This is a genomic window from Pirellulales bacterium (assembly GCA_035533075.1).
In the GTDB taxonomy this organism is placed as follows: Bacteria; Planctomycetota; Planctomycetia; order Pirellulales; family JAICIG01; genus DASSFG01.
On record DATLUO010000026.1, the window covers coordinates 1 to 26181 of the forward strand.

Consider the following 26181-nt stretch of genomic DNA (forward strand, 5'->3'; position numbering starts at 1 on the left):
GTCTTTGTTCGCGGGGCTGACGATCTCAATGGCCGCGACCAGGCGCCGGCCGCGGCTGGCGTCGTAGACGCGGACCTCGTACTCGTCGTCGTCGGGCAGCCCTGTTTCGACTCGGACGACCGGCGCCGCGAGCCAGACGGCTGTGGCCACGCCGCCGTTTGCCTGTGAGGCGGCGGAAAACAGATCGCGGTCTTTTTCGAAGGTCGCGACATCGATTTCCACCTCCGGGCCGGAATGCACCTTGGGTCCGGCGACATAGCCGGGCGGGAGCAAGTTTCGCAACTGCTGGACAATGACCATCGGCCAACCCCCGTGCAGTTCCTCCCAGGACGAGGTATTCGAGAGCGGCGGTCGAAAGTGATCGCGTAAGGGCATGATTATCTTCCTCTCCGGCAAATTATATCCTACCGACCGTCCCGCGGTACTGCTTCGGTTCAGGATATTTCCGCGGATCCGGGGTCATCCCGCTCGGCAATCAGGAATGAGGCGGGGGCATCGTCCATCACTTCCAGATAAGTGACTTCATACTTTGACGTCAGGCAGGTTCGCAGTTCTTCATCGAATTCGGCGACCGCCTCGGCGGTCGGCTCGTCGCCATCCATCTGCGATTCGTCGAGCGTTAATTGAATCTGCAACGAAACCTGGACTTCGCCCTTCGCCCCGTCGTCATCGTTGTCAACGATTTCAAGCTTGTTGACCTGAAAGCCGGCTTCAAGAAGGTGCTCGCGCAGCTCATCCTCGAACTCCGGCGCGAGCTGCGGCAATTCGATATGCAGCCAGACTGCCATTACATAGTCGTATATCATTGCCACGGGACGCGACTCCAGCGAAAAACGGGCTTCCTAGAACGATCTGACTTGGCACGCTTGATTATAGTGCCGGTACGGGCAGGCTCAATACCCGAGCCGAGCCGCTGCGGCGGCAGGTGTCACGCATTGCACTACCTTCAGCACGCCGACGATCACCGCGGCTTTCTTCGCTTCGGAGACACTGGCGCCCGCTTGGCTGTTGCCGGCCGTGGCGCGACAGCACGCACCTGGCCGTTGCGGCGATGGTCGGCGAGGAACCGCTTGAGGGAAGAGCCGCCGGGCAGACCGCGCAGGCCGATTCGCAAGGCGTTTTCCACACTTGACCAATTGTCGGTGGGCGACTCGATGATCGTCCCCGAGCGGACCTGCGGCCAGGTGCGCGTGCGGCGGTAATGGGCGTCGGCCCATTTGAGAATCCGCTCGGGCGACAGTTTTGGAATCGAATGCAGGTTTCGTACGCCGCGGTATTGCGCCCAGAGCTTGCCCAACGACAGGCCCTTGGGAAGTCCGCGGCTTCCCTTTCGCAAGGCGACGTCAATCGTTCCCCAACTTTCGCCTGGCGCGTCGGGCACTTGGCCTGAAGTCTGGTTCGGCCAACGCCCCGTGCGGCGGTGGTATGCATCGGCCCATTTCAGAATTGTCTCGATCGTCAAGGGAGGCTTGCGGCGGTGCTTAGGCAGGACTCCGCGGTGCCGCTTCAGCAGCCGCGCCAGCGAGGATCCTCCGCGCAGACCGCGCGCTGCCTTGCGTAGCGACTGGTTGACCGTCGACCATGTTTCGCCTGGCATCTCGGAGATCGGGCCAGACGACTTAGTGGGCCACATTCCCGTTCGGTCGTAGTAAGCGTCGGCCCAGGCCAGAATCTGTGCGCTGGTGCATTGGCGCACGTCATCGCGATGGCGCACCCCGCGCTTTTTGGCCAGCAGGCGGGCCAACGATGTGCGGCCCGGCAGGCCCCGCGACCCGCGCGAAAGTGCATGGTCGACGGCGGCCCACGTTTCGCCCGCTGCGCCTTCGATGCTTCCGGAGCTCGCGCGGGGCCAAACGCCGCGTCGCTTAAAGTACCTGTCGGCCCAGGCGAGAATTTGTGCGACGGTGAGGTTTGGCAACTCGTGAAGGTTGCGTACGCCGCGATGTTTGGCAAGCAATTTGGCCAAGGAAGAACCGCCCTTCAGCCCGCGCAGGCCCTCCCTCAGCGCGGATTGCACCCTGGCCCATGTATCTCCGGGCGACTGGGCAATGGAGCCCGATCGGCTATTGGGCCAGGCGCCGTGGCGGGCGTGGTGGGCGTCGGCCCAGGCGAGAATGCGAGCGGTGCTGAATTTGGGGAGGTCGCCAGGGTGCGGGACGCCGCGCCGGTCGGCCAGCAGTCGGGCCAACGACGAGCCGCCCGGCAAGCCGCGGCCGCCATGCGCAAGAGCGATGTTTACCGCGGACCACGTTTCACCCGGGGCGTCGTCGATCGGACCGCCACTCTTCGCGGGCCACACGCCATATCGTTGGAAATGCAGGTCGGCCCAGGCGAGAATCTGCCTGATCGTAAGGTCGGGCAGGTCTTGCACGTTCCGCACGCCGCGGTGCTTCGCCAGCAACATTGCCAGCGAAGATCCGCCGCTCAATCCTCGCTTGCCCTGGTTGAGCGCGATTTGCACGGTGCCCCAGGTCTCGCCCGGAGCTTCGGGGATGGCGCCAGATTTGACATTAGGCCACTTGCGCGTTCGTTCGTGGAAGGCGTCGGCCCAGGCGAGTATTTGTTCGATCGACAGGGGCGGCTGGCGGCGATGCTTGATCGGAATGCCGCGCGAGCGGTAAAGCAAGCGCGCGAGCGACGAGCCGCCCTTTAAACCGCGCGTGCCGTTGCGTAGCGCCTGTTCAATCGCGCTCCAGGTTTCGCCCGGGGCGTTCTGGACCGCGCCGCTCTCGATCGTCGGCCACATTCCGGTCCGCTGATGATGCGAGTCGGCCCACTTCAAGATCGTTTGCGTCGCGAGAACGGGCAGGTCTCCCCTGTTGCGCCGGCCCCGGTGCTTGGCAAACAGCTTGGCCAGCGAGGAGCCGCCTGGCAGCCCGCGCAGTCCATTGTTGAGGGCCATCTCCACGGCCATCCAGGTTTCGCCGGGGGCACCATCGATGCTGCCGTCGCGATTCAGCGGCCAGCGGCCGTGACGGGCGAAAAAAGCATCGGCCCAACCGAGGATTTGATCGATGGTATACGGCGGCAGCCCTTTACGATTCCGCACGCCGCGGAAGCGCGCCAGCACGCGGGCCAACGAATCTTCGCCGGGCAACCCTCGCAGGCCCAGCCGCAGCGCACTGTCGACGCCCTCCCATTTTTCTTCCAGGGTACCGCGCACCCGCCCCGTGTCGCGGCGGGGCCAATGGCCCGTCTGTTCATGGTGGGCGTCGGCCCAGGCCAGGATTTGGGCTATGTAGAGCGATGGCTTTCGCCAGCGGCGGCTCTTGACCGCTTTCCGCGCCGCTGCTCGACGAGTACCGATGGGCATACGAACTACATTAAACCAGGAAAGCGAAAACGCAAGGTCGAGGCAAGGAAGAAGCCGCCTAGCGGTGCCGGTCGCCGGAACAAAAAGGCCCCTCTCGCTCTGCTATTTGCCGCTTTTGCGGCGTTGCCGCTGGCGGAGATTCGCTGCCGGCAGGATTTGACCGAAACGGCAAATCGGCATAGCTTGGCAGCGGCGGAACGATTTTGCCCTCAACAAGCTCCGCATCCGCGAAGAGATTCTTCGGCGCGCCGTCGAGGGCCGTGACACTCAGGTCGCGATCGAGCGCGATCGGTCAGCCTGTCCGCCGTCGGCCGTTCTTGCCGCCGAGCTCGTTCCAGAGCACGGCGAGGTTCAGATCGCGGCGCTTCCAGGCGATGACAGACAAACCCACCTTCAGCCACCCAATGCAGTTGGAAAGATCGCGGAAATCCGGCCTCAGGCCCTGGCAGGGCTGTCCGTCGTTGGCACTACTTCGCCTCTGCCTCGAGCTTGGCCCGCCGTTCCCCTTCCGCCCGCTCCGCCGCGATCTTCGATCGATTGCTGATCTTCAGCCGGTCGAACTCCACGACCAGTTCTTTGGTGGATGTGTTGACGACCATGACGCCGACTTGCAGTTGCTTCGGAAGGTCGGTCTTGAGTTGTTTCGCTTGGGTCCATTTCTCGCTATCTTGGCTGTAGGACGCGGTGACTACTTCGCCTTTCCGCTCGAGCCGCAGCCAGGTCGCCTTTCCGGCAAAGAACGACGCCCACGTCGGCCGCGGGTTCGATTCCTGAAAGACGCCGTCGCGAAAGTGTTCAATGAGCGGCGGGTAACAGGCGTAGTCGTTTGCCTCTGCCGCCCACCATCTGTTGCGCTCGAGGCGGATATAGTTTTTTTCATCCTGCCAGACTAACAGGCCGGCGCTGTTGAAGGGACGAGTCTGAGGCGCGGCCGATTCGTGACCGGGCTCGAAATCGCTCGTCACCTTCACTTCGATCACAAAGTCGCCTTCGACCGATTGCAGGATCCGCGGGGCGCTCAGGCCACCAACATCCTTGTTCAAGTCGTGCGTGCCACCGGGCACGCGAACCAGCAGTTTTTGACCGTCCGCCTTGACGCTGCAATCGCCCAGCAAATCGGTGACCGTCCCCCAACCTTTAATGGTCTGGACATTCTCCTCCCGGGCATTCACGCACGTGGCCAGCGAACAAGCCAACAAAGCCGCGCATACAACCCTCCGTGAATGGCTCATCATCGCCTCCGCTTTCAATTGCCGTTGGTTGACCGCATGCGCAACGTCGGCTGCGAGCATCGATAGCGCTGCGCAGACGCAGTGTAGCCCGTTTGCCTTCCGAGGGTCAACTGCGCTGGGCGCCGGACGGCGCTCGACATGCCCACCTTGCCAAGGCCCGGAGCGCCGCTGTACACTGCGGTATAGTCATCTGGCCGGAGGCAATCGCCATGAAGGACTATCGCGTCGCTTGGTTCGTCGGGGTGGTATGGATTCTCGTTGCGACCTCATCGTCTGCTGAGCCGAACGCCGCCCAGCCCGCAGATCCTTCGCTGTGGGTGGCGCGTGCAATCGTCTGGCTGCGAAAGGGTGACGACGACAAAGCTCTCGACGGCTTGAGCGAGGCCACTCGCCTCGACTCGAAAAACGCCTTCGCGTTTGCCAGCCGCGCCTCGCTGTATTACCGTCGGCAGCAGTATGACGCGGCATTGTCTGACGCCGACCGTGCCATTCTGCTGGCTCCGAAGCAGGAGTACGGCTTCACCGTCCGAGGGACGACGCGCTTGGCGCTGCAACAATTCGACAAGGCGTTAGGCGACCTTGATGAGGCCATTCGCCTCGGTGCGAGCGACGTGGCGACCATAGCGAACCGCGCGCTTGTCCACTTTTCAATGCGGCACTTGGACGCGGCAATCGCCGACTTGACGCAGGCAATCTCGATCAAGAGCGATGATCCCCGTCTTTATCAATTGCGGGCGGGAGCCTGGGAAATGAAGGGCGATCGAGCGAGCGCCATAATCGACCTGACCGAATACCTGCGGTTGCGCCCCGACGACGTAGACGCTTATTTCGTGCGCGCGTCGATCTTTGCCGAGGATGAGGAGTTCGAGAAAGCATTGAGTGACTTCGCAGAAATGATTCGTCTCGCTCCTGACAGCGCCATTGCCTACGCGGGCCGCGCCGGTTGCCGGTAGGGCATATCAGCGAACGCCAACGGATGCGTCGAACTCCCTCGGCGCTGATGTCAGGTCCCGGAAAGCGAGTCACTCGTCCGTCACGCAGCCTTCCGACGCGCTCTTGACGTTCTTGATGTACTTGTAAAGCGTGCCGCGGCTTGCCTTGTAGGGCGGAGCTTTCCAGCGAGCGCGGCGGGCGGTCAGCTCGGCGTCGCTGATTTCGACTTCCAGCAGGTTGCGGCCGGCGTCGATCACGATCCGGTCGCCGTTTTCGACCAGGGCGATCGGCCCGCCTTCCTGGGCCTCGGGCGTGACGTGCCCGACGATGAAGCCGTGCGATCCGCCGGAAAAACGCCCGTCGGTCAACAAGGCCACGTCTTTGCCCAGGCCGGCGCCCATGATGGCCGAGGTGGGTGTGAGCATTTCGGGCATGCCCGGCCCGCCCTTCGGGCCTTCGTAGCGGATAATCACCACGTCGCCCTTTTTGATCTCCTTGCGTTCCAGGGCCGCCAACATTTCTTCTTCGGAATCGAACACGTTGGCCACGCCGGCGAACCGCTCGCCCTCTTTGCCGGTGATCTTCGCCACCGCTCCGGCCGGCGCGAGATTGCCCTTGAGAATTTGAATATGCCCGCTCGGTTTGATCGGCTTTTCCAGCGTCTGCACGATCTCCTGCCCGGACGAAAGGCCCGGCAGGCCCGCCAGGTTCTGGGCGATCGTTTTGCCGGTGACGGTCGGGCAATCGCCGTCGAGCAGACCTTTCTCCAGCAAGTATTTCATCACGGCGGGCGTGCCGCCGACTTTATGAAGATCTTCCTGCACGAAGCGGCCGCTCGGCTTGAGATCGGCGAGGTAGGGCACGCGGTTGCTCACTTTCTGGAAGTCGTCGATCGCAAGCTCGACGCCCACGGCCCGCGCCATGGCGATCAGGTGCAGTACGGCGTTGGTCGAGCCGCCCACGGCCATCACCACGACCATCGCGTTCTCGAACGCCCGACGGGTCATGATGTCGCGCGGTTTGAGGTCGCGCTCCAGGCAAACACGAATCGCCTGGCCCGCGCGCACGCACTCGTCGAGTTTTTCCGGGTCTTCGGCGGGAATCGACGAGCTGTAGGGGAGCGACATGCCCATCGCTTCGATGGCGGAGGCCATGGTGTTGGCGGTATACATGCCGCCGCAGGCGCCGGCCCCCGGACAACTTTTGCGGACCACCTGCTCGCGCTCGTCGTCGCTGAGATTGCCGGCCAGATATTCGCCGTAGCATTGAAAGGCCGAAACGATGTCGAGCTTGTCGCCGTTGCGATGGCCGGGTTTGATGGTGCCGCCGTAGACCATCAGCGACGGGCGGTTCACGCGGCCCATGGCGATCAGGCAGCCGGGCATGTTCTTGTCGCAGCCGGGAATGGAGATATTGGCGTCGTACCACTGGGCGTGCATGACGGTCTCGATCGAGTCGGCGATCAGGTCGCGCGATTGCAGCGAGTAGCTCATGCCTTCGGTGCCCATCGAAATGCCGTCGCTGACGCCGATGGTATTGAACCGCATGCCCACCATGCCGGCCGCCTCGACGCCTTCCTTGACCTTGGCGGCGAGACCATTGAGGTGCATGTTGCAGGTGTTTCCCTCATACCACATGCTGGCGATGCCGACCTGGGCCTTCTCGAAGTCTTCCGGCTTGAGCCCGGTGCCATAGAGCATCGCCTGGCTGGCGCCCTGGCTTTTGACCTGCGTGATGCGGGAACTGTATTTGTTGAGATGGATGGGCATTTTGAATCAGTGGGGTCGGCCTGCCTGTCCTGCGATCGGGAATTTCTCAGTATACTTTGTGAGGACCGGGGCCGCACCTCGATCGCGTACTTTCATGGCAGCTGTGCAACACGAGCCCGATTCCGCACTCACGCAACCGGTTCGTTTCGGTCTGCCGTCCCTTCTCTTATTGCCGCTGTTCGTGAGTCCTATGTTCCTCTCTGCCGTTTTTGTCCGAGCCGAGCTTGAGCACGGCAAGCAGAGCGCATCGGCGTTTTTCAACTTGTTGGCATGCACGGTCATTTATGCCGCCATCTTTACCGCGCGCTCACGGCATCGTGTCTACCGGAGCGGTGGGCCCGGGCCTCGGCATGCCTTGCCCGCGGCGTGGACGGGCGCCTGGAACGGCGTGCTCTTCATGGCACAAGTGGTCGTGCCCTGGTTTATCGCCATGATCATCGCGCAGGCGCAGCGGTTTGATTGGTCCATCATCGACTACGTGCGCATGCAGTACTGGACGGTTCTAACCATGGCGGCGCACTTCGGCGGCACAATAGGTCTGTTCGGCGTCTTTCTGGGGGCGTTTGGCGGGAGCGTCGTCGGGCTGTGGTTTGAATGGCGATATCATCGCCGCGAAGCTCATGACGGTGCATTTTTTCAATGAGGAGCGGCGATGCGGATTGCCGGCAAACGGTTGAAACGAACGCGGCTGATTCAAGGCGGACGATTTGTCGTCGCGGTCGATGTGGAGATGGTCATCCCGCCTGACGATTCCTCCGAGCCGTGCTACGAAGCGGAAACGGTCGACTTGCTCAAAGAAGTGGCCGACCGCGCGGTGAAAGGAGACAAACGCTGGCTGCTCCAGCACGGCCGGGTTTATGAACTAGTCTCGGCTTGCTGAGCCATTCAGGTGGGGCCGTCCGTCGAGCACGGGCGGGTTTAATCGGCGACGTAGGGCAGCAAGGCCATGAAACGGGCCCGCTTGATGGCCTTGGCCACGGCGTGCTGGCTGGCGGCCGTGCAGCCGCTCTTGCGGCGGCTCAGCAGTTTGCCTTGCCGACTGGTGAGCTTGGTCAGCAACTCCAGGTCCTTGTAATCGACGTACATCGGCCGAGGACGAGCGCCGTCGACAAAAATCGGGTCCTTCTTTTTTTGACGCGGAGTGACCTTGGAGCGCTTCTTATTGCTGGTAGGTCGCTGACGGTTGAAATCGCCGTAGCTCATTGCGGTTCTTGCGTGACAGGTGGCGTGACGAACGTGCAACGCGACCCGCACAGGCTGCCGCCGAGAATCGCCTTCCCGGTCGGGGCCAAGCCCATGCCGATCACATCAGCGGCTCATCATACCGCTCTTTCCGCTGACAGTCAAAGGGTATCTACTTTTTGGCCGCTACTTCTTGGCTACCGTTTCGGTCGACGGCTTGCTCGCCGCGTAAGCGAGGCTCTTTAAGAACTTGCTCGCGGCGATGTACTCATTGGCGGAAAAGTCCTGAATCTCGGAGTGAAGTTTGTCGCTCAGGGCGGTGGCAGCGTGTTGAATGTCGCGGTAGTTCTGAGTTCCCAGGCCGGAACCGTGGGGATCGGTGGCCCATTGCGCGAACAGCCCTTCCAGCTTGGCACGCTCGTCGTTGAATTCCGGACGGGTCAAGAGTGCCGGCCAGTCGAGCACGCCGCGCGCCGGATCGAACTCGTTGGCCGAAAGCGGCGCCGGCAGCCGGGCTTGATTGAACGCCACAATCTCGTCCGGCGTGGCGTGCGGATGCTGCATCTCCCGCTCGGCCCGGTAGCTGGCGTTCATTCGCCGCATGTCGAAGTAAGTCTGGGTGCGCAGCTTCTGATTTTCGATCCAGTGTTGATAGGCCTGCTGATAACTTACCGCCGCTTGCCCCGTGTACATATTGAACATGCCGGCCGACCACGTCATCGCCGCCGCACCGAGCATGGCGCTGCCCAGCGGGGTCGTGCCAGCTCCGGCAAACCCCATTCCGCCGCCGTAACCGCCACCACCACGGCGATACGCCCGCACAGACGTTTGGGATCCCAGGACCAAAGCGACGGTCAACGCCACCATCACGAATTTCGATTTCATCAAGCACCTCACTGAGCACCACACTCTTGAATACCGTCAATCCAGCATAATCGACGCCGCGGTCGAAATACAGCGCTCCGGCCATAAGTTACAAAGAATTCAGGCGGCTCCCTCGTTCTTCACGGCTGCGTGTATTCCTTCAAAAACCCTTGGAACAGGATCAGGTGTTCCTCTTCGGCCCCCAATAGCTGAATGCAGAGGTCCTGCGTCACGTAGTCTTCGCCCTCGGTGGCCTTGATGATCTTGCGATACTGGGCGCAAGCGGCCTCTTCGGCGGCGATCACCGCCTTGATGACGCCCACCACGTCGGTGGTGTTCTCCGTGGGCTGCGTCTGGTTGCCGAGCTTCACCCGCAACGAGCCGGGCACCAGCCCGCCCACCTGCTTGATGCGGTTGCCAAGTTGGGTGGCGTGCCCCAGTTCTTGTGTGATGTCGGCCTGCAGCGACTTCTTGATCTCCTCGGCCCGCACGCCGTCGAGATTGATGCTGTTGGCCAGGTAATTCATGACGGTCTCCAGCTCCATGCTGTAGGCCGCCTGAAGCATTTCGATGACGTTTTGGTTGGCGGGCATCATTTCCTCCGTTGGTTCAGTTCGATCGACACGTCTTTGGCCTGCACCCGAATAGCAGCCGGCAACTCCGAGCCGCTCAATCTCTCCACCGCCTCGGCCAGCGGGGCCAGGTCGGCCGCGGGGTTCTTCTCGGCGAGATCCTTGGTTGCCCGCAGAGCGTTCACCACAATCAAATCGCGCTTGTAGTCCCGCGCCTCAGCCTGTTCTTCCTTTTCCAGCGACGATGTTTGCCGCTCGTCGAGCATCTCGGCCAGCACCTCGACGGCGCGGGTGTCGCCGTGCCGGGCCAACATGGTGGCCGCATTGTAGCGTACATCGGGGTAGCTATCGACCAGCATTCGCTCGAGGCGCTTCGTCGCTTCCGGCGTGTCGGCCGCGCCCAAGGCGAAAGCGGCGGTGGACCGCAACAAGGGCCGTTCGTCGCGCGAAGCCGCCAAAATTGCCGGCATCAGTCGCCGCTCGACCACGGTCTTGTCGTGCGGCGAGCCGTCCAGCCATACGGCCAGGGCTTTCATGGCGGCGAAACGCACCGCCGACTCCGCCGCGTCGCGCTCGGTGCCGGCCGCCTTCAACAACACGTCCAGCACCTCCGGACTATGAAACTCGCCCAGCAAGTGACACAAATAAATCCGCAACTCGATCGGATTCTTATCGAGGCTGCCCTCGTCGAGCTCTTTATTGAGAATGCCGGCCAGTTGCTCGGCCAGCCGGGCATCGTCTTTGAGCTTCGCGTTGCGCGGGTTGCGCAGCACGTCGGCCAGGTCGTGGGCCGCCTGCCAGCGGGCGTCGTTGTTCCGCCGCAAGGCATCGACGTAGGCCTCGGGATTGTTGTCGCGCTCCACAAGCCACTTGATGCCGCCGCCGAGGGCGAACATGATAACGACGATCAACGCCGGAATCACGAACAGTTGCACGATAAAACCGGCGTTGGGCGGTTCGACCGGCGGCAAGTGATCGTCGGGCGAAGCGGCGTCGATGGTTTCGTAGTTCGACATATCTCGTCAGATTAACGCCTTTGCGGTCCGTGCGACAGGCATCATGCGACGAATTGATCTAACGCTGCCGCTGGCCGAAGAGAACCTGGCGCTCGACGAAGCGCTGCTCGACGAGGCGGAGGCCGCCGGCGTGCCGTGCGAGTGTTTGCGGCTGTGGGAACCGTCGTCGCCGATGGTCGTGGTCGGCCGCTCGTCGCGGGTGGCCGTGGAGGTCCGCCAAGAACGGTGCCGCGCGCTGGGCATTCCCGTTTTGCGCCGCTCCAGTGGAGGCGGGGCCATCGTCACGGGCCCCGGCTGCCTGATGTATGCCGTGGTGCTCAGCCTGCAATCGCGGCCGGCGCTGCGGGCCATCGACTCGGCCCACCGGTTCGTGCTGGAGTCGATGGCCGCGGCGCTGCGACGGCAAGGGCTGGCCGTCGAGCATTCCGGCACGAGCGACCTGACGCTCGACAACCGCAAGTTTTCGGGCAACAGCCTGCGAGTGCGCCGCGAGCACCTGCTGTATCACGGAACGTTGCTCTACGACTTCGACGTGGACCTGATCGGCGCGTGCCTCGGCTCCCCTCCGCGCCAGCCCGAATACCGGGCCGGGCGAGAGCATCCGTCGTTCGTCACGAATCTGCCCCTCACTGCCGCCGTACTGCGACGCCTGGTTGCGGGCGCCTGGGGAGTTGACGAGGCCGAAACCGATTGGCCCCGAGAGCGCGTCGCCGAATTGGTGGCAGCGAAGTATTCTCGCCGCGAATGGAACTCTCGCTACTGAGTTGTGCGGTACGGCCAGACTCGCGGCACTGCATTCGACCGACGAAAAACACTCCGCCCGGCCGGGCCAATCCGCACCGAACGATCACGCGGCGGACGCGACGTGGGCATTGCGGCAGGCGACACGTTTGTCGCGTGCATGCCGTGCGCGGCGACCCATGAAAATCGCGGCGCACACGCCGCACGCGCAAGCGCGATCACCGCAAAAGCGTCGCGCGCGACGCTTTTGCAGCGGCGCGCCAATACAAAAGCGACACGCGCGCGTCGCTTTTCTAACGGCGCGCTCGGGCGCCTCGCGTGAAAAAATGTAAAGCTTCGCCGAACCCGTTCCCATTTCCACACTAACCCGAAGCGCAAGCGAGGTTTTGCCGCCTTTTTCACGTTCCTCGCTGGCGCTTCGGGTTGGTGTAGGGCGCCTGCGTACCGGGTTCGGCGAAGCTTTACGAAAAAATATCCGTAAGTGCTTTCAGGGACCTGTGTTGCGACGTTACCGGCTGATGCTCTTGGCGCCGATTTTCCGCGATTTCTGCACGGGACGCCTGTCGAACTACGTGCTCAGCTCGTCGCGGACCTTTTCCAGCAATTTCTTCGTGGCCCGAATCCCTTCCGGCTCGCTCAGCTTGCCGCCTTCATATTCGATGCCCAGGTAACCGTGATAGCCGGCCGCGACCACGATCTTCATCATCCGGCGGTAGTCGGTATGCGTTTCGTTGCCTTCGGCGTCGAAATCGCCCGACTTGGCGCTGACCGCCTTGGCGAACGGCATCAACTCCGTCACGCCCTGATAGCGGTCGTATTCTTTGCCTTCGCCCAGCATGAAGTTGCCGAAGTCGGGCAACGTGCCACACCGCTGCATGCCGACCTTCTGGATGACCGAACTGAGCCATTGGCCGTTCGACGACAGCCCCCCGTGGTTTTCGACGATCACGTTGATGCCGTGCGGCCCGGCGAATTCGGTCAACCGCCGCAGACCGTCGGCCGCGCGGTCGAGCTGCTCTTCGTAGTTGCCGCTGCTGGCGGCATTGACGCGAATCGAATGGCAGCCGAGAAACTTGGCCGCCTCGACCCAAGGATAATGGTTCTCGACCGCCTGCTTCCGCTTGGCCTCGTCGGCGTCGCCCAAATGGCCTTCCTCGTCGATCATGATCAGCAGCGTCTTGACGCCGATATCGGCCGCCCGGAGTTTCAGCTCGGTCAGATACTCCTTGTCTTTGGCCTTGTCTTTGAAGAACTGGTTGACGTATTCGATGGCCTCGATGCCGTAATCGTTCTTGGCGGTCTTGGCGAAATCGAGATTGTCGAGCTGGCCCGATCGCAGCGTGCGGTGCAACGACCACTCGGCCAGCGAAATCTTGTAGAGCGGAGTGGTGGCGTCGAGCGCGTGGGCCGTGCTTTCCGCCAACGAGTAGGCGCCCAGCCCGGCGGCGGAAAGGGCCGAAGCCCTGCGAAGAAACTGGCGGCGGTGGATGGTGGTTGTCATGGCGATCACTTCTTGGCTCCGCTTAGGTCGGTGTCGAAGACGCGCACCTTGGCCCACGTGTCTTTGTTTTCGTCGATGAATTTGAGGTGCTGGGGGGCGTCCTGATAAGCGTCGTGGCTGGCGCGGTCTTTGAAAACGACGTGCAGGCCGACGTCCCAATCGCGGTCGTTCACCGACCGGTTCAGGTCCGAGACGGTGCCGGCGGCATAGAACACCGTGCCCGGATGGTCCGAAAGGTACTTGTCGCAGGCCGCGACCAGCTTGCGGCGGTTCGTTTCGTTTGGTTCCTTGAGCGAGAAATAGACGTTGTGAGCGAGCATGGTGTTGGTTCCTTCGGCGTTAGCGGCATAAGCGGTCGACCGTTGGACACTGGCGGCGATACCGATGCCTGCGATGCAAGCGGCGGCGACGGCCAGGCCCAACCAGGTTTTGTTCGTGCGAGCGTTCAACATGGCATCTCCAAGTCGGTGGTTGCGGGGACGATGACATTGTGGTTCGGGAAGGCCGGCGTGGCAAGCGGCGGGAAGGGTTCAGGGTTCAGGGTTCAGGGTTCAGGGTTCAGGAAATTGCAAATTGCAAATTGCCCAATGCCCTGAACCCTGAACCCTCTTCTCATCCCTCATCCGGTGCCCGGAACCACGGAGTGAGCGTTGGTTCAGAGGGGCAGATTTCGTCGGGCTTGAAATACAACTCGATCTCGCGGGCGGCGGCGTCCGGGCCGTCGGAGGCGTGGACCAGGTTCATCTGGCGGCTGGAACTGAAGTCGCCGCGGATGGTACCGGCCGCGGCCTTCAAACCGCTGGTGGCGCCGAGCATCTCCCGGACCACGCGGATGGCCTCCAGCCCTTCGACGATCGCGGCCACCACCGGGCCGCCGGTGATGAACTTCTCCAACGCCGGATAAAACGGCTTCGAGACGTGCTCGGCGTAGTGCCGCTTTGCCAGGTCGGGTGTGATCCGGATCAGCTTCATGGCGATCAGGTTCAGCCCCTTGTCTTCGAATCGCGCGAGGATGCGTCCGACCAGCCGCCGTTCGACGCAGTCGGGTTTGAGCAGAATTAACGTCCGTTCCATTGGGCCTTGTCTCCAGTGGCTTCCAGAAAGGCCCCAATTTAGGCTAAAACCGCGGTGGTCTCAAGCAAGAGACCGGAGAAGCCGTTTGAAGTTCCGCAAAATCGGGATAAAATATGGGCATGGTGAATCATCGAAAACAGGAGCGGGACATGGAAGCGTCAGCTATTCTTCGAGCCGAGGACATCGCCCCGGCTGCTCGCGAGTGGGTGGCGAGCGTCTTGCATGTCGATCTCTGTGACGGTGACCAATTGACGCTGGCCCTTCGTCGCGCCGCAGACGATGAGCGCGCAACGCGACGGGCCATTGTCAGGAAGCGACTGCTCACGCTGCTGGCGAAGATGGACGAAAAGACCCGTGATGTGCCTGACGAGGGGATGGACAATGCCATCGAAGAGGCGATGCAGTTTGTCCGCCCTTCGTCCGGTGCGTGATGCGGGCCACCTGCGACACAAACATTTTGGCGCGTGCGGCAGTACGTCCGGCAGGGCCTGCGCGGGCCGTATTCGTCGAGCTCCTTTCTGACGAGCATGAACTTATCCTTTCGGAGCACATTGTGACGGAACTGGTTCGCGTCTTGCAATACGAACGCGTCCGGGCCCAGGCGCGACTGACGGACGCCGAGATCGACTCCTTTGTCAACGATCTTCGCGAACTGGCGGTACTTGTGACCCTGCCCGATTCCGTACCCGCCGTCGCGAGCGACCCGGACGACAATATGGTCGTCGCCACTGCCGTCACCGGCGGCGCCGACGTAATCTGCACTCGCGACCGGCACATACGGCATCCGGTCGTGCAGGCGTATTGTGCCACGTTTGGTATTCGTGTGCTTACCGAAGTTGAGTTGTTGAACGAACTGCGGGGCGGTCAGGCAAGCAAGTGACCCTATGAGTACCATCGCTCGCTTTTCGCTTCAGGAATACGATCGACTGATCGCCAGCGGCGTGTTCGACTTTCCCCAGCGGCGGCACGTCGAGCTCATTCGCGGAGAACTGCGAGAAATGACACCGCCCGGACCATCACACGAAGACGCCGTCGATTTCCTCACCAAATGGAGCGTACTTTCGACGGCCGGCGAGAAGGTCCGCATCCGGGTGCAAAACTCGATCGGCATCGCGCCGTTGGCCAGCGCGCCGGAACCCGACATCGCGTGGGTGCGGGAGAAGAAGGGCTATAAAAAAGCCCGTCCGGCCAAGGGCGATGTGCTGTTGCTGATCGAGGTCTCGGACAGCAGTCTCGACGACGACCGTGGCACGAAGGCAAAACTCTACGCGACCGCCGGGATCAAAGATTACTGGATCGTCAATCTACAGGACCATTGCGTCGAAGTTCGCCGCGATCCGTGGCGAGGCCGCTACCGCGCCCTGCAGACCTTCACAGCGGGCGAAGAGGTTCGTCCGCTGGTGCTGCCCAAGATTGCGCTTTCCGTCTCCGAGTTGTTCAGTTCGTGACCGTTGCCAACCCGCGCCGCTCCTTCTATCATGCTAGCCTACGCACCACCGATCGTGTTTTGCGAGCGAACGGGCGTCTGGGCCGCGGCTTGGCGGCGCGTCTGGTCGAGACGCGCCTTGCGTGGCAAATCGGCGCCGCGGATCGTCGAAACCCGCGGCGCCAGCGAGTGCCGCGAGCGGATTGCCGCTAACCGGGCGGCGTTCGTCGTGGCGGAGATCGCCTCGACCAACGCCGAGGCGACCCTCGATTTGCTGTTCGATTTGAGTTTCGCCTTTCCCGGCGTGGCGAGCGCTGTGGTGGCCGAGCGGGCGATGTCGGGCTACGGACCGCTTGCCCGCGAGTTGGGAGCGCTGGCCTTCGTCGTGTCGCCGCTGGAACTGGAAGACGTTTGTGATCTCGCCGAGCGGCACCTCAAGCAAGCCGCTCGCGAACCCGCCGACGTGTGTCAAAGAATCTGGAACGAACTGCCGTGGGCTTGACTGGCGACAACGGGAGGATGGCCTTCCTAGGCCGTCACTGGAGAAACCGAAAGCGATGTCTGACGAAATCACCGAAGCCTTGACCGGCCTGAAAGACCCTGAAACCGGCCGCGGCGTCACGCAGCAAGGGCAAGTGCGCGACGTGACTCGTGAGGGCGACCGGCTGTCGCTCACGCTGGCCCTGTCGACTCATTCGGCGCCGCTCTGGAAACGCACCCAAGACGAATGCGTCGAGCTGCTTCGCGGTCGTTTCCCGTCGCTGAAAGAGATCGACGTGCGGTTGGCCGTCCATCCGCGTCCACCGCAAAAGCTGGGCGAGATCGGGCTGACCGCCAAGACGGTGATCGCCGTGGGGTCGGGCAAAGGGGGCGTGGGCAAAAGCACCCTGGCCGCCAGCCTGGCTTACGGCCTGAAGCGGGCCGGGTCGGTCGTGGGACTGCTGGACGCCGACGTCTACGGACCCAGCATTCCGCACCTGGTGGGCGTCAACCAGCGGCCGGAAATCGTCGACAAAAAGATCAAGCCGATCGAGGCGGCCGGCATGAAGGTCATGTCGATGGGCTTTCTGGTGCCGCCGGGCGAGGCCGTGGTGTGGCGCGGGCCGATGCTGCACGGCGCCATCACGCAGTTCCTGCGCGACACCGCCTGGGGCGATCTCGACTATTTGATTATCGACATGCCGCCGGGCACCGGCGACATCGCGCTCACGCTCTCGCAACTGTTGCCGCTGACGGGCGCGGTGGTGGTTTGCACTCCGCAAGACGTGGCCCTGCTGGACGCCGTGAAAGCGATCGCCATGTTCCGCAAGGTGAACATCCCGGTGCTGGGCATGATCGAAAACATGAGCTATTTTCTTTGCCCGAATTGTGGTCAGCGGTACGACATCTTTGGCAGCGGCGGGGCGCGCAAGCGGGCGGCGGATTTGGAGATCCCGTTTTTGGGCGAAGTGCCGATCAACATTCAGATTCGCGTGAACGGCGACGCCGGGCAGCTTGCCGACAATTACACTGCCGCGGCGGGCGCCGAGTTTTTCGAGGCGATCTGCTTCAATCTTGCCAAGAACCTGGCCGACACCCACCGCGCCGCCCCGCCGCTGCCGAAGCTCAGTATTTTGTGAGCGGCGCGATGTCGCCGTTCTCTTTGACGGCGAGATGCCAGACGTTGCCGTTGAGATAGTTGACGTCGACGATGGCTGCCGTGGCGGCCTCGTCGTCTTGTTCCTCATCACGGCGCGGATTTTGGCGGACCTGATAGGTGGCCTGCGTCGGATCTTTGCCCAAACCTCGCATATAAGTCTGGGCGATCTGCACGTATTCGGCTTCTTGCTGCTCGCGGTCGGGCGCGACGTTGGTCGGGGTCAACGAAGACGTCGGCGTGGGCGGCAGCGGCGCGCCGTTGATACAGCCTGCCGCCGAAGCGATCAAAAGCCAGGCAAAACGGTTCATCGAGCATTCCGTCGCGGGCAAGAATTCCGCCGGGATTGTAGCGGAGGCCGGCGCGGTCTGGAACGTCAAACGCGTTGTAGCCCGCTTGCTCCGCAAGCGGAACGGCCTCGCACCTGTTCAACGTTTTCCGTTCGTGAAAGCGGTCCCTGGTGTCGACGGCGATCCGCTTGCGGAGCAAGCGGGCTACTCCACCCGGCTGATCGCCTCGCCATTGGCAAAACGCGTAGTCAACCGCTCGCCGGGCGAGAGCATCGCCGCGTCGCGAATGAGCAAGCCGTCGCTGATCCGCTGCGTGACGCTGTAGCCACGCCCAAGCACCGCCAGGGGGCTGAGCGATTCCAGGTGGGCGGCCGCGGCGTCGAGCTGGCGACGCGCGGCGCGACTGCGCCCGCGCATGGCACGCGCCGAGCGCGACGACAACTCGTCGAGCCGGCGCTGGCGGTCATGCACCGCGTCGAACGGCTTGCGGAAAGCGCGCCGCCCGACGAGCCACTCCAGCCGCGCCCGCGAGGCAGCCGCGCGGCGACGCAGGGCCATCAGCAACCGCTGCTGTTTCTGGAACATCGCCGCGCGGATTTCGTCGGCGGCGGGCACGACCAATTCGGCCGCCTCGCTGGGCGTAAGCGCTCGCACGTCGGCCACCAGGTCGGCCAGCGTGACGTCGATCTCGTGCCCGACCGCGGAGACGACCGGAATGCGTGAAGCGTGGATCGCGCGGACGACCGGCTCTTCATTGAAGGCCCACAGGTCTTCCAGGCTGCCTCCGCCGCGGCCCACGACCAGGCAATCGACCGGCTCGCTGAGGCGATTGACCAGCCCGATGGCGGCGGCGATCTCGCGCGCGGCGCCGTCGCCCTGCACCCGCGTGGGAACCACCAGCACGTCGACGCCTTGCCAGCGCCGCCTGAGCACCTCCAAAAAATCGCGGATGGCCGCGCCCGTCGGGCTGGTGACGAACGCCACCCGCCGCGGAAATCGTGGCAAGGGCCGCTTGCGGGCAGGGTCGAACAGTCCTTCGGCGGCCAGCCGTTCTTTCAGCTTTCGCAGCGCCAGTTCGAGGGCGCCGATGCCCTTCGGCTCGATCTCGCGGACTACGAGTTGATAGCTGCCGCGGGGAGCGTAGACATCGAGATCGCCCTGGCAGACCACTTCCAGGCCGTCTTCCAGCTCGAACTTCAGCCGCAGGGCCGCGGTGCGCCACACGACGGCGCGGATTTGTGCCCGATCGTCCTTGAGCGTGAAATAGCAATGGCCCGATTGCGGGCGCGAGAAGTTGGAGATCTCGCCGCCCACCCAGACCGATTGGAACTGGCCTTCCAGCAGGTCCTTGATCTGCGAGGTGAGCTCGGAGACGGACCAGACGCGGTCGGTTTGGGCGTTGGGGAAAAGGTTCGGGTTCATCGATTGAGAGCTGCGCCGGTCGCCTTGGTTCTCGGAGTAGGTATTGTAAGCAGTGCGAGTGGTCCGCGGCCATGCCGCCCGCTTGCCGGGCGGTTGCTGACGTTGGTTTCTAGAGAACGCGCCGCGTGGCGCGGGCATGCCGCCCGCTTGCCGGGCGGTTGCTGACGTTGGTTTCTAGAGAACGCGCCGCCTCGCGCGGGCATGCCGCCCGCTTGCCGGGCGGTCGTTGACGTTGGTTTCTAGAGAACGCGCCGCGTCGCGCGGCATGCCGCCCGCTTGCCGGGCGGTCGTTGACGTTGGCCTCTAGGGATGGCGTCCGTCTGGTTCCCCTAGAAACGAACGTGAGGCTCCGCCCGGCAAGCGGGCGGCCTCTTAGCGATCGGCCGCTGTGCCCCACTAGAAACCAACGTGAAACTCCGCCCGGCGAGCGGGCGGCCTCTTTCCGGGGCGACGGCGCGCGGTAAGCTGTTTACGTCACAAATGAGGAAACCGTCCATGCTTCCCGCGGCCGACTATTCCGTCGATGAGATGAAGTTCGCGTATGCGTATCATGCTTACCTGCACTGGCAAACCTATCGCAAGCGCGCCAGCAGTTGCCTCGCGAATCTCGACCGCGAAACCGCGAATAGCTTCGCTGCACGGCATTCGATCCACATCCTCGACTGCCAATCGAACAGTCAGGGTGTACGGCTATTGGTCAGCTTGAGGCCAGGCGACGCCATCTCGGCCGCCGCCAGCAAGCTCAAAGGGCAGGCCGCGAAATGGCTCCGCGAGAAGTCGGGCGAGCGGTTTGCCCGCGGCTATTTCGCCTGTACCGCGGGCAAGAGCCCGGCCGACAAGGTCGACCAATACCTTTCGTCGCAGGGACAGCATCACGGATATTTGCGGCACGCCCGGCCGCCGATCTTCGTGGCGACTTTCGCGGTTGATCCCCCCGACGAGCAGCGATTGCAGCCGCCGAACGCCTACGCGCTGGTACGGTTTCACTTTGTGCTCGTTACGTGGCACAGGCATGGGATTTTCGGAGACGCTTCCGGGGCCGAGATCACTCGCTTGTGGAGGTCGATGGAGCAAGCGAACCGGTTCGCGTTGTGCAAGGTGTCGTTTGTTGCCGACCATGTGCATCTGGCGGTGCGCGTGCATCCGATGGTCGCGCCTGGAACGCTCATTGTGGCGTTGATGAATGCGGCACAGACGCTCATCTGGGGCAAGTTTGCTTCGGATGCAATTCAGGCGAGGGTCGAGCGGCTTTGGCAGCCCTCAGCCTACGTTGGCAGCTTTGGTGAGTTTGCAACCGGTCAACTACAGGCATATTTGCGGCGCTGCGCGGAGGAATGAATACTTAGAGACGCGGTAGCCGCATGCGGCCCGCTTGTCGGGCGGCGGCTGACGTTGGTCTCTAGAGAACGTGCCGTGTGGCGCGAGGCATGCCGCCCGCTTGCCGGGCGGTCGTTGACGTTGGTCTCTGGAGAAGGTGCCGTGCTGCGCGAGGCATGCCGCCCGCTTGCCGGGCGGTGGCTGACGTTGGTCTCTAGAGAACGTGCCGCGTGGCGCGAGGCATGCCGCCCGCTTGCCGGGCGGCGGCTGACGTTGGTCTCCAGAGAACGTGCCGCGTGGCGCGAGGCATGCCGCCCGCTTGCCGGGCGGTGGCTGACGTTGGTCTCTAGAGAACGTGCCGCGTGGCGCGAGGCATGCCGCCCGCTTGCCGGGCGGTCGTTGACGTTGGCCTCTAGGGATGGCGTCCGTCCGGTTCCCCTAGAAAGGAACGTGAGGCTCCGCCCGACAAACGGGCGGCATCACCGCGCTCCCTCGCTGCGGCTCTCTAGAAACGAGCGTGGAGCTCCGCGCGGCAAGCGGGCGGCATCGTCGCGGTCTTCGCGCTGTCCATCTGGAAACGTGCGTGAAGCTCCGCCGGACAAGCCAGCGGCGTCGTCCTGAGCGCAACAAGGATGTGCCCACGTCGTCGCCCCGATTTTGAATTCGCGCGGACGATTGGGCACTAACAAAAATGCTGCATGCTCGCGATCTGCGAGCATGCAGCAAATAAACCCTTAGCGGTGCGAGAGACGATCCTAGCGGATCAGCGATTCATCGACGGGTCTGTTTCGCAGGCCAGGTACTGTGGCTGTGCCGTAATTATGCATCCCGCTTGGATAATAATACGCTGCGTTCGCAGAAGTTCCGTTAACTTGGTCCAGCGTTGTGGCGTTCGGCATACCGGGCGTATTGCACCATTGCCCCCACGGAGTCATGAGCAGGCAAAAAACGGTGTAATCGATGTCCTGACTCATAAACTGCACGTTTCCTCCGCAAAACGCCACGTTCACGCCCGTCGGATGATTGCTGGATGGGTGCATAAAGTACTGACTACTAACGGGACCGCCGGTGTCCAACGCGTTGATCGGAGCGTTGATCTTCATCGCCTGCATGGGCTTTTGGTCAGGCCAGAACACAAAGCCGTTCGTGGATTCCAGGCCGGCATAGGTAGTAAAAACTGAGGTGCCAATGCCTGACTGAGTAGTGCCCCACGTACCGGATAAATTGCTAACGCCGCTAGGCCCGGTCTGGAATGTCAGCGCTGGGGCACCGGCTGCCGAAGCGGGCGTCGCGAACGGAACATTGTTGTTCTCCGACATCATTAACGTCAGGTTGGAGCCATCGTGAATGGTAATATAGTCCTGGCTCTGGTTGACCAGGGGCGGCGCGTTCATCACCGTCCCGGCAACCGGCGCAGTACCCGGGGCAGGCGTCGGCGCATCGGTGGATCCAGGCTGGAACGGTGGGAAGCGATTGAAGAACACGCCGTTTGCCTGAAAATCAGCAGAATATGTACTACCGCCGCCCGCCACCGCTACGTCAACCATCCCCGTGTTCACGACATACACGCACGGCGTGTTGCCTGTCGTGGAAGGCGGCGGCGTGCTGGGGCAGTTCAGCAGTTGCATGTAGATCTGCGGTGGATACGCCGGTGGACCAGCAGTCGATCCGCCCGCGCCGGTCCACTGGGACTGATCGCGCCAGACATTGTAGATGTCGGTGCGTTCCAGGTACGGGAGGGTGGGCACGATCCAGCTAACCGGCAGCACTGAGTTCGCGGTGCTCGCGCTGCTAGCTTGCAGCGAGAGCGTATCACAGTAGCCGGGATAGTAGCCCTTGGACGACACGAAATTCTGCACCCCCAGGACAAGGTTATGCATATTGCTGCGGCAGGTGTTGCTGCGGGCGGCCTCGCGTGCTTGCTGCACGGCGGGCAACAACAGACCGATCAGCATGCCGATGATGCTGATCACCACAAGTAGCTCCACGAGCGTAAACGCCCCACGACGACGCAAACCTGATTTTCCACGTGCCATAGCTAGATCGCTCCCGTTCCTGGCTTCCTGAAGAGCCTGATTTAGAGGTGCCCGATGTTTGTAGACTGGCCGACCATGATTCTACCAAGATGCCGCTGGAAAAGCCAAGCGCGGCGGGCAAAAAATGTTGCCCGGCTTGGCTTTCCGGCACCCCGGCGCGAGTTGGCCGTGCCAGGCCAAAGGCACTTGCCCGGAATCAATTTGCCTCTGGCCCGGCACGGTCGCGATTCTTGTAGCAGTCCGTGTGCCAAACGCGAGCGGTTTGATTTCTTCGGCGATTCTGACGTTTTTGTGAGCCTCGCCGTCGGCTCGTGTTCTCAATCTGGGACGAGTGAGACGCGGCCGTAGCCCGCTTGCTCCGCAAGCGGAGGGGCGGAGCCGAAGGGAAAGGTCTTTCGGAGCAGGAAAGCGTCAGCAAGGGGAAGGCCGTTCCGCTCGCGGAGCGAGCGGGCTACGTAGCCCGCTTGCTCCGCAAGCGGAGGGGCGCTGGCAGCATGCAACGCCCTCGCGAACGGAAAAACGTCGAACAGGTTGAACGCCCCTCCGCTCGCGGAGCGAGCGGGCTACCGAGCGCCATCGAATCGGTAAAGCAGGTATTCGCCCTCGCGCAAGCCCGCCTTTTGCGGATTGCTGGCAATGTACCGCCGCAACCGCTCAAACTGGTCCGGGCTGCGGACGATATGATCGAAACTCTCGACCTGCCAAAAACGCCCTCTTCGCCCCAGCTTTTTGTTGATCTCACCGGCCGTGTATCGTTTCCAAGAACGACACTGAGCCTTGATCTTGATCCCAGGAACCAGCCCTACCAGCAAGTGGACATGGTTCGGCATGACGATGAAGTCGCCCAGCCGATAGCGCTCGGCGTCGAAAAAATGAAGGCTGTCCGCCACGGACTTGGCCAAATCGGGCTGGCGCAGGACGCACTCCCCGTGACAGTCGTCGAGATGCCGATGGTATTCGCGCGATATGGTCTCGTGGAACTGCCGCTGAAAGCGTTCCGGCAGTTGAGCGAGCCGGTCTTCCCAGTCCTCGCGGTCGGGATTGATATGGTGCCGACTGAGCCAATCGCGACGCCGTTGGTGCCACTGCCGCAGCACATCGGCGGGCATCGAATCCGCGGTCCTGAAGGTGACGAAATAGGTTTTGCCCGGTTGGTCCCAATGCGGCAGATGTTGCTGCGTGATCTCCAGATCGTCGTCAAGATCGAAGTATTCGAACGGTGCAACCATGAAGGTAACGCGGGGTTCGAAGGAAGGCCCCGAAAGCAGGCAAGCTGCATTTTCTGTTCTGGGCCAAGGCAAATCAAGATGCGCAATGCATCGTCGAACGCTTTTTCGAGGGAAGGCCGTTCCGCTCGCGGAGCGAGCGGGCTACGCAGCCCGCTTGCTCCGCAAGCGGAAGGACGCTGACGCCAGGGAAGGCCTTCACGAAGGTAAAAGGTTAAACAGGTGGAAGGCCGTTCCGCTCGCGGAGCGAGCGGGCTACGTAGCCCGCTTGCTCCGCAAGCGGAGGGCGCTGACACCATGCAACGCTTCCCCGAACGGAAAACGTTGAACAGGTGGAAGCGGAGTCCCGACGCCTCGCCGCGAGGTTGCCCTATGCGGGGCGAAGACCTATGATGCTCGAAACGGCGGCCCTGGCCGCCGCTGACGACCTAATCTCCCGCACGGCAAGACGTTGATACAATTCGATCTTCTGCACTGGCTAGGCTTCGGCGTCCTCGTCACCGTCCTGCTCGTTCTCGATCTGGGGGTCTTCCACCGTCACTCGCGCGACACCTCGCTGCGCGAGGCCGCCCTCTCGACAGTCATCTGGTGCTGCCTGGCACTGGCCTTCGCTGTCTACGTGTTTTTTGCCGCCGGACAGCAAAACGCGCTCGATTTTCTGCAGGGCTATCTCGTCGAATGGTCGCTGTCGATGGACAACGTCTTTGTCTTCGCGGTGATCTTCACGTATTTTCGCGTGCCTAAGAAGTACCAGTACCGGGTTCTGTTCTGGGGAATTATCGGGGCGGTGGTTCTGCGGCTGGTCTTTATCCTGGCGGGCGCCGCTCTCATCGCCCGCTTTCATTGGATACTCTACGTTCTGGCGGTGTTTTTGATCTACACCGGGATCAAGCTTTGTTTCCATGACGACGAGTTCGACCCGGAGGCCAGCCTGGTCATTCGCCTTTCGCGGCGGTTTTTCCGCGTGTCGCGTGAGGATCACGGTCAGCAGTTTTTCGTGCGCGAGAACGGCCTGCTTTGCATGACACCGCTGTTCCTCGTGTTGCTGGTGATCGACTTCGTCGACGTGGCCTTCGCCCTGGACAGCGTGCCGCTGATTTTGCTCATCACCCAAGACACGTTTATCGTCTTCACCTCGAACATTTTCGCCATCCTCGGCCTGCGAGCGCTCTACTTTCTGTTGGCCGGCGCGATGGACCTGTTCCGCTATCTGCGGTTCGGACTGGCGGCGATTCTGGTCTTTGTCGGGCTCAAAATGCTGGTCGAAGAGTTTCTGCTCGACGGCGCGAAGATTCCGGCCTGGGCCAACCTGATAGTCATCGTCTCTTTTCTGACGATCGCCATCGCCGCGTCGATGATTGCCTCACGGCGCGAGACGCGAAACGCTCGGCACCCTAAGCCCCAGATCGATCTCGGTGGCAGCGACGCCATTGAAGACCCCAGGGGCGACGCTGACGGTAGGGAGGCCATCGGCGAAATGCACGCGGAAAATCAGAAGCGCGTGGATCGAACATGAGCCGAGCCCTGATTACCGGTGGAGCGGGCTTCATCGGCAGCCATCTGGCCGAAGCGCTCGTCGCCCGCGGCGCTCGGGTGACCGTGGTCGATGACGAATCGACCGGCGACGCCGACAATCTGGCCGCCATCCGCCGGCACCCGAACTTTGCGTACTTCAAGGGGAGCGTGGCCGATCGCCCGCTCGTGGTGCGGCTGGTGGCCGAAGCCGACGAAGTTTATCACCTGGCGGCGGCGGTCGGCGTGCAGCTCATCGCCAGCAATCCGATTCGCACGATTGAGACCAACGTTTACCCCACCGAACTGCTGCTGGCCGAGTTGCGCCGCCGGCAAGAGGCGGGCCACACGGTCAAGCTGTTTCTGGCCAGCACCAGCGAGGTGTATGGCAAGAACCCCAAGCCCCGCTGGACGGAAGACGACGACCTGGTGTTCGGGCCGACGACGCGTGCCCGCTGGTCGTACGGCGTATCGAAGGCGATCGACGAGTTTCTGGCCCTGGCGTATTGGCGGCAGTACGAATTGCCCGTCGTCGTGGGCCGCTTCTTCAACGTGGTCGGTCCGCGGCAGACCGGCAGCTACGGCATGGTGTTGCCGCGGTTCGTCGATGCCGCGCTCGCCGGCCGCCCGCCCACGGTCCACGACGACGGCCAGCAGGTGCGGTGCTTCGGGCACGTGGCCGACGTGGTCGGGGCCGTGCTCGATCTGATGCAGACGCCGGCGGCCCTGGGCCGCGTGTTCAACATCGGCAGCGACCAGCCGGTGTCGATCCTGGAGCTGGCCCGGCGGGTGATCGCCATCGTACACCCCAGCTTGTCGGTCGAATTCCAGAGTTATGCGGAAGCCTATTCGCCCGACTTCGAAGACGTCCGCAGCCGCGTGCCCGACCTGGGCCGGTTGCGCGAAACGATCGACTATCGCCCGCGGTTCTCGCTCGACGACGTGATTCGCGAGGTGGTGGCCTGGAAACGGGCCATGAGCGACTGACCCGAACAGAGAAGAGGAACCCGTAGCTTCCCTGCCCGGTCCTGGTATATACTTCACGCGGCCGAGAAAGAGACATTTTTCCGCGAGCAAAAGCGGTGGCTGGGGCAGAGCTTGGGCAGATAGCGGCTGGCG

At 62.7% G+C, this 26181-nt stretch carries 28 protein-coding genes; 12 read left to right on the forward strand and 16 right to left on the reverse strand.

Going from position 1 to position 26181, the window contains the following annotated elements; genetic code table 11:
- From VNH11_02525 to VNH11_02540, 4 genes are all read right to left on the reverse strand, one after another.
- Positions 1–375, reverse strand: a 375-nt coding sequence (locus VNH11_02525; protein HVA45237.1) for a hypothetical protein, incomplete at its 3' end; no start/stop codon positions are given.
- A gap of 59 nt (positions 376–434) precedes the next feature.
- Positions 435–788 carry a hypothetical protein gene (locus tag VNH11_02530; GenBank protein ID HVA45238.1) on the reverse strand — a complete coding sequence of 118 codons (354 nt, stop codon included), beginning with the start codon at positions 786–788 and terminating at the stop codon, positions 435–437.
- A 173-nt stretch (positions 789–961) separates the two neighbouring features.
- A complete protein-coding gene (locus VNH11_02535; protein ID HVA45239.1) occupies positions 962–3313 on the reverse strand; it encodes a hypothetical protein in 2352 nt (783 codons plus the stop codon).
- 467 nt (positions 3314–3780) lie between these two features.
- Positions 3781–4605 carry a DUF1349 domain-containing protein gene (locus VNH11_02540; protein ID HVA45240.1) on the reverse strand — a complete coding sequence of 275 codons (825 nt, stop codon included), beginning with the start codon at positions 4603–4605 and terminating at the stop codon, positions 3781–3783.
- 149 nt (positions 4606–4754) lie between these two features.
- Here VNH11_02540 and VNH11_02545 point away from each other — a divergent pair, with 149 nt between their 5' ends.
- Positions 4755–5498: a tetratricopeptide repeat protein gene (locus VNH11_02545; protein HVA45241.1), complete on the forward strand. Its 744-nt coding sequence runs from the start codon at positions 4755–4757 to the stop codon at positions 5496–5498.
- 69 nt (positions 5499–5567) lie between these two features.
- On the opposite strand, the gene ilvD is transcribed toward VNH11_02545, so the two are convergent.
- Entirely contained in the window at positions 5568–7247 is a 1680-nt protein-coding gene (gene ilvD, locus VNH11_02550; GenBank protein HVA45242.1) for a dihydroxy-acid dehydratase, read from the reverse strand.
- A gap of 94 nt (positions 7248–7341) precedes the next feature.
- Here ilvD and VNH11_02555 point away from each other — a divergent pair, with 94 nt between their 5' ends.
- Both VNH11_02555 and VNH11_02560 read left to right on the forward strand, forming a co-directional pair.
- Positions 7342–7890 (forward strand): hypothetical protein, encoded by a 549-nt coding sequence (locus tag VNH11_02555; GenBank protein HVA45243.1) that lies wholly within the window; start codon positions 7342–7344, stop codon positions 7888–7890.
- Positions 7891–7899: 9 nt separating this feature from the next.
- Entirely contained in the window at positions 7900–8127 is a 228-nt protein-coding gene (locus VNH11_02560) for a hypothetical protein (protein ID HVA45244.1), read from the forward strand.
- 38 nt (positions 8128–8165) lie between these two features.
- On the opposite strand, the gene rpsR is transcribed toward VNH11_02560, so the two are convergent.
- The 4 genes from rpsR to VNH11_02580 form a co-directional block, all read right to left on the reverse strand.
- Entirely contained in the window at positions 8166–8450 is a 285-nt protein-coding gene (gene rpsR / locus VNH11_02565; protein HVA45245.1) for a 30S ribosomal protein S18, read from the reverse strand.
- Positions 8451–8615: 165 nt separating this feature from the next.
- Positions 8616–9314: a hypothetical protein gene (locus tag VNH11_02570; GenBank protein ID HVA45246.1), complete on the reverse strand. Its 699-nt coding sequence runs from the start codon at positions 9312–9314 to the stop codon at positions 8616–8618.
- A 119-nt stretch (positions 9315–9433) separates the two neighbouring features.
- Positions 9434–9889 (reverse strand): ferritin-like domain-containing protein, encoded by a 456-nt coding sequence (locus VNH11_02575; protein ID HVA45247.1) that lies wholly within the window; start codon positions 9887–9889, stop codon positions 9434–9436.
- Positions 9886–10881: a HEAT repeat domain-containing protein gene (locus tag VNH11_02580; protein ID HVA45248.1), complete on the reverse strand. Its 996-nt coding sequence runs from the start codon at positions 10879–10881 to the stop codon at positions 9886–9888. The genes VNH11_02575 and VNH11_02580 overlap by 4 nt, the downstream gene beginning before the upstream one ends.
- Before the next feature lie 43 nt (positions 10882–10924).
- On the opposite strand from VNH11_02580, the gene VNH11_02585 reads away from it, so the two are divergent.
- On the forward strand, positions 10925–11644 hold the full coding sequence (locus VNH11_02585; GenBank protein ID HVA45249.1) for a lipoate--protein ligase family protein: 720 nt from the start codon (positions 10925–10927) through the stop codon (positions 11642–11644).
- Positions 11645–12190: 546 nt separating this feature from the next.
- Here the strand turns inward: VNH11_02585 and VNH11_02590 are convergent.
- The 3 genes from VNH11_02590 to ndk all read right to left on the reverse strand — a co-directional run bounded on the left by VNH11_02590 (position 12191) and on the right by ndk (position 14197).
- A complete protein-coding gene (locus VNH11_02590) occupies positions 12191–13123 on the reverse strand; it encodes a sugar phosphate isomerase/epimerase family protein (GenBank protein ID HVA45250.1) in 933 nt (310 codons plus the stop codon).
- Positions 13124–13128: 5 nt separating this feature from the next.
- Entirely contained in the window at positions 13129–13575 is a 447-nt protein-coding gene (locus VNH11_02595) for a Dabb family protein (GenBank protein ID HVA45251.1), read from the reverse strand.
- A gap of 160 nt (positions 13576–13735) precedes the next feature.
- Positions 13736–14197 (reverse strand): nucleoside-diphosphate kinase, encoded by a 462-nt coding sequence (gene ndk, locus VNH11_02600; protein ID HVA45252.1) that lies wholly within the window; start codon positions 14195–14197, stop codon positions 13736–13738.
- A gap of 113 nt (positions 14198–14310) precedes the next feature.
- Between ndk and VNH11_02605 the strand changes: the two genes are divergently transcribed.
- From VNH11_02605 to VNH11_02625, 5 genes are read left to right on the forward strand one after another with little or no spacing between them, the layout of a single operon-like run.
- Positions 14311–14628, forward strand: coding sequence for a hypothetical protein (locus VNH11_02605; protein ID HVA45253.1), 318 nt, complete (start codon positions 14311–14313; stop codon positions 14626–14628).
- Complete coding sequence (locus tag VNH11_02610) at positions 14628–15077, forward strand: putative toxin-antitoxin system toxin component, PIN family (protein HVA45254.1); 450 nt, start codon at positions 14628–14630, stop codon at positions 15075–15077. The genes VNH11_02605 and VNH11_02610 overlap by 1 nt, the downstream gene beginning before the upstream one ends.
- 4 nt (positions 15078–15081) lie before the next feature.
- Positions 15082–15645, forward strand: a complete 564-nt coding sequence (locus VNH11_02615) for a Uma2 family endonuclease (protein HVA45255.1) — start codon at positions 15082–15084, stop codon at positions 15643–15645.
- A 30-nt stretch (positions 15646–15675) separates the two neighbouring features.
- Entirely contained in the window at positions 15676–16125 is a 450-nt protein-coding gene (locus VNH11_02620) for a hypothetical protein (GenBank protein HVA45256.1), read from the forward strand.
- A 55-nt stretch (positions 16126–16180) separates the two neighbouring features.
- Positions 16181–17242 carry an Mrp/NBP35 family ATP-binding protein gene (locus VNH11_02625; protein ID HVA45257.1) on the forward strand — a complete coding sequence of 354 codons (1062 nt, stop codon included), beginning with the start codon at positions 16181–16183 and terminating at the stop codon, positions 17240–17242.
- On the opposite strand, the gene VNH11_02630 is transcribed toward VNH11_02625, so the two are convergent.
- Together VNH11_02630 and xseA are read right to left on the reverse strand one after the other, a co-directional pair.
- Positions 17229–17570: a hypothetical protein gene (locus VNH11_02630; GenBank protein ID HVA45258.1), complete on the reverse strand. Its 342-nt coding sequence runs from the start codon at positions 17568–17570 to the stop codon at positions 17229–17231. The genes VNH11_02625 and VNH11_02630 overlap by 14 nt on opposite strands.
- Positions 17571–17753: 183 nt before the next feature.
- On the reverse strand, positions 17754–18971 hold the full coding sequence (xseA, locus tag VNH11_02635; protein ID HVA45259.1) for an exodeoxyribonuclease VII large subunit: 1218 nt from the start codon (positions 18969–18971) through the stop codon (positions 17754–17756).
- A 495-nt stretch (positions 18972–19466) separates the two neighbouring features.
- Here xseA and tnpA point away from each other — a divergent pair, with 495 nt between their 5' ends.
- Positions 19467–20309, forward strand: coding sequence for an IS200/IS605 family transposase (gene tnpA, locus VNH11_02640; protein ID HVA45260.1), 843 nt, complete (start codon positions 19467–19469; stop codon positions 20307–20309).
- A 734-nt stretch (positions 20310–21043) separates the two neighbouring features.
- Here the strand turns inward: tnpA and VNH11_02645 are convergent.
- Both VNH11_02645 and VNH11_02650 read right to left on the reverse strand, forming a co-directional pair.
- Positions 21044–22324 carry a DUF1559 domain-containing protein gene (locus VNH11_02645; protein HVA45261.1) on the reverse strand — a complete coding sequence of 427 codons (1281 nt, stop codon included), beginning with the start codon at positions 22322–22324 and terminating at the stop codon, positions 21044–21046.
- Between the two features lie 563 nt (positions 22325–22887).
- The gene (locus tag VNH11_02650) at positions 22888–23553 is read right to left on the reverse strand and encodes a transposase (GenBank protein ID HVA45262.1); all 666 of its coding nucleotides are present in this window, start codon (positions 23551–23553) and stop codon (positions 22888–22890) included.
- Positions 23554–24001: 448 nt separating this feature from the next.
- On the opposite strand from VNH11_02650, the gene VNH11_02655 reads away from it, so the two are divergent.
- A complete protein-coding gene (locus tag VNH11_02655) occupies positions 24002–25066 on the forward strand; it encodes a TerC family protein (protein ID HVA45263.1) in 1065 nt (354 codons plus the stop codon).
- Positions 25063–26049, forward strand: coding sequence for an SDR family NAD(P)-dependent oxidoreductase (locus VNH11_02660; GenBank protein HVA45264.1), 987 nt, complete (start codon positions 25063–25065; stop codon positions 26047–26049). The genes VNH11_02655 and VNH11_02660 overlap by 4 nt, the downstream gene beginning before the upstream one ends.
- Positions 26050–26181 lie beyond the last annotated feature (132 nt).

What these genes read in the sequence shown, in the direction of transcription:
- xseA (HVA45259.1), bottom strand. Translation starts at nt 18,971, where the DNA reads ATGAACCCGAACCTTTTCCCCAACGCCCAAACCGACCGCGTCTGGTCC.
- VNH11_02620 (HVA45256.1), top strand. Translation starts at nt 15,676, where the DNA reads ATGCTAGCCTACGCACCACCGATCGTGTTTTGCGAGCGAACGGGCGTC.
- VNH11_02630 (HVA45258.1), bottom strand. Translation starts at nt 17,570, where the DNA reads ATGAACCGTTTTGCCTGGCTTTTGATCGCTTCGGCGGCAGGCTGTATC.
- VNH11_02580 (HVA45248.1), bottom strand. Translation starts at nt 10,881, where the DNA reads ATGTCGAACTACGAAACCATCGACGCCGCTTCGCCCGACGATCACTTG.
- rpsR (HVA45245.1), bottom strand. Translation starts at nt 8,450, where the DNA reads ATGAGCTACGGCGATTTCAACCGTCAGCGACCTACCAGCAATAAGAAG.
- VNH11_02560 (HVA45244.1), top strand. Translation starts at nt 7,900, where the DNA reads ATGCGGATTGCCGGCAAACGGTTGAAACGAACGCGGCTGATTCAAGGC.
- VNH11_02645 (HVA45261.1), bottom strand. Translation starts at nt 22,324, where the DNA reads ATGGCACGTGGAAAATCAGGTTTGCGTCGTCGTGGGGCGTTTACGCTC.
- VNH11_02555 (HVA45243.1), top strand. Translation starts at nt 7,342, where the DNA reads ATGGCAGCTGTGCAACACGAGCCCGATTCCGCACTCACGCAACCGGTT.
- ndk (HVA45252.1), bottom strand. Translation starts at nt 14,197, where the DNA reads ATGGAACGGACGTTAATTCTGCTCAAACCCGACTGCGTCGAACGGCGG.
- VNH11_02530 (HVA45238.1), bottom strand. Translation starts at nt 788, where the DNA reads ATGGCAGTCTGGCTGCATATCGAATTGCCGCAGCTCGCGCCGGAGTTC.
- VNH11_02590 (HVA45250.1), bottom strand. Translation starts at nt 13,123, where the DNA reads ATGACAACCACCATCCACCGCCGCCAGTTTCTTCGCAGGGCTTCGGCC.
- tnpA (HVA45260.1), top strand. Translation starts at nt 19,467, where the DNA reads ATGCTTCCCGCGGCCGACTATTCCGTCGATGAGATGAAGTTCGCGTAT.
- VNH11_02545 (HVA45241.1), top strand. Translation starts at nt 4,755, where the DNA reads ATGAAGGACTATCGCGTCGCTTGGTTCGTCGGGGTGGTATGGATTCTC.
- VNH11_02615 (HVA45255.1), top strand. Translation starts at nt 15,082, where the DNA reads ATGAGTACCATCGCTCGCTTTTCGCTTCAGGAATACGATCGACTGATC.
- VNH11_02570 (HVA45246.1), bottom strand. Translation starts at nt 9,314, where the DNA reads ATGAAATCGAAATTCGTGATGGTGGCGTTGACCGTCGCTTTGGTCCTG.
- VNH11_02605 (HVA45253.1), top strand. Translation starts at nt 14,311, where the DNA reads ATGGGCATGGTGAATCATCGAAAACAGGAGCGGGACATGGAAGCGTCA.
- VNH11_02595 (HVA45251.1), bottom strand. Translation starts at nt 13,575, where the DNA reads ATGTTGAACGCTCGCACGAACAAAACCTGGTTGGGCCTGGCCGTCGCC.
- VNH11_02540 (HVA45240.1), bottom strand. Translation starts at nt 4,605, where the DNA reads ATGCTCGCAGCCGACGTTGCGCATGCGGTCAACCAACGGCAATTGAAA.
- VNH11_02585 (HVA45249.1), top strand. Translation starts at nt 10,925, where the DNA reads ATGCGACGAATTGATCTAACGCTGCCGCTGGCCGAAGAGAACCTGGCG.
- VNH11_02625 (HVA45257.1), top strand. Translation starts at nt 16,181, where the DNA reads ATGTCTGACGAAATCACCGAAGCCTTGACCGGCCTGAAAGACCCTGAA.
- VNH11_02575 (HVA45247.1), bottom strand. Translation starts at nt 9,889, where the DNA reads ATGATGCCCGCCAACCAAAACGTCATCGAAATGCTTCAGGCGGCCTAC.
- VNH11_02610 (HVA45254.1), top strand. Translation starts at nt 14,628, where the DNA reads ATGCGGGCCACCTGCGACACAAACATTTTGGCGCGTGCGGCAGTACGT.
- VNH11_02535 (HVA45239.1), bottom strand. Translation starts at nt 3,313, where the DNA reads ATGCCCATCGGTACTCGTCGAGCAGCGGCGCGGAAAGCGGTCAAGAGC.
- ilvD (HVA45242.1), bottom strand. Translation starts at nt 7,247, where the DNA reads ATGCCCATCCATCTCAACAAATACAGTTCCCGCATCACGCAGGTCAAA.
- VNH11_02660 (HVA45264.1), top strand. Translation starts at nt 25,063, where the DNA reads ATGAGCCGAGCCCTGATTACCGGTGGAGCGGGCTTCATCGGCAGCCAT.
- VNH11_02650 (HVA45262.1), bottom strand. Translation starts at nt 23,553, where the DNA reads ATGGTTGCACCGTTCGAATACTTCGATCTTGACGACGATCTGGAGATC.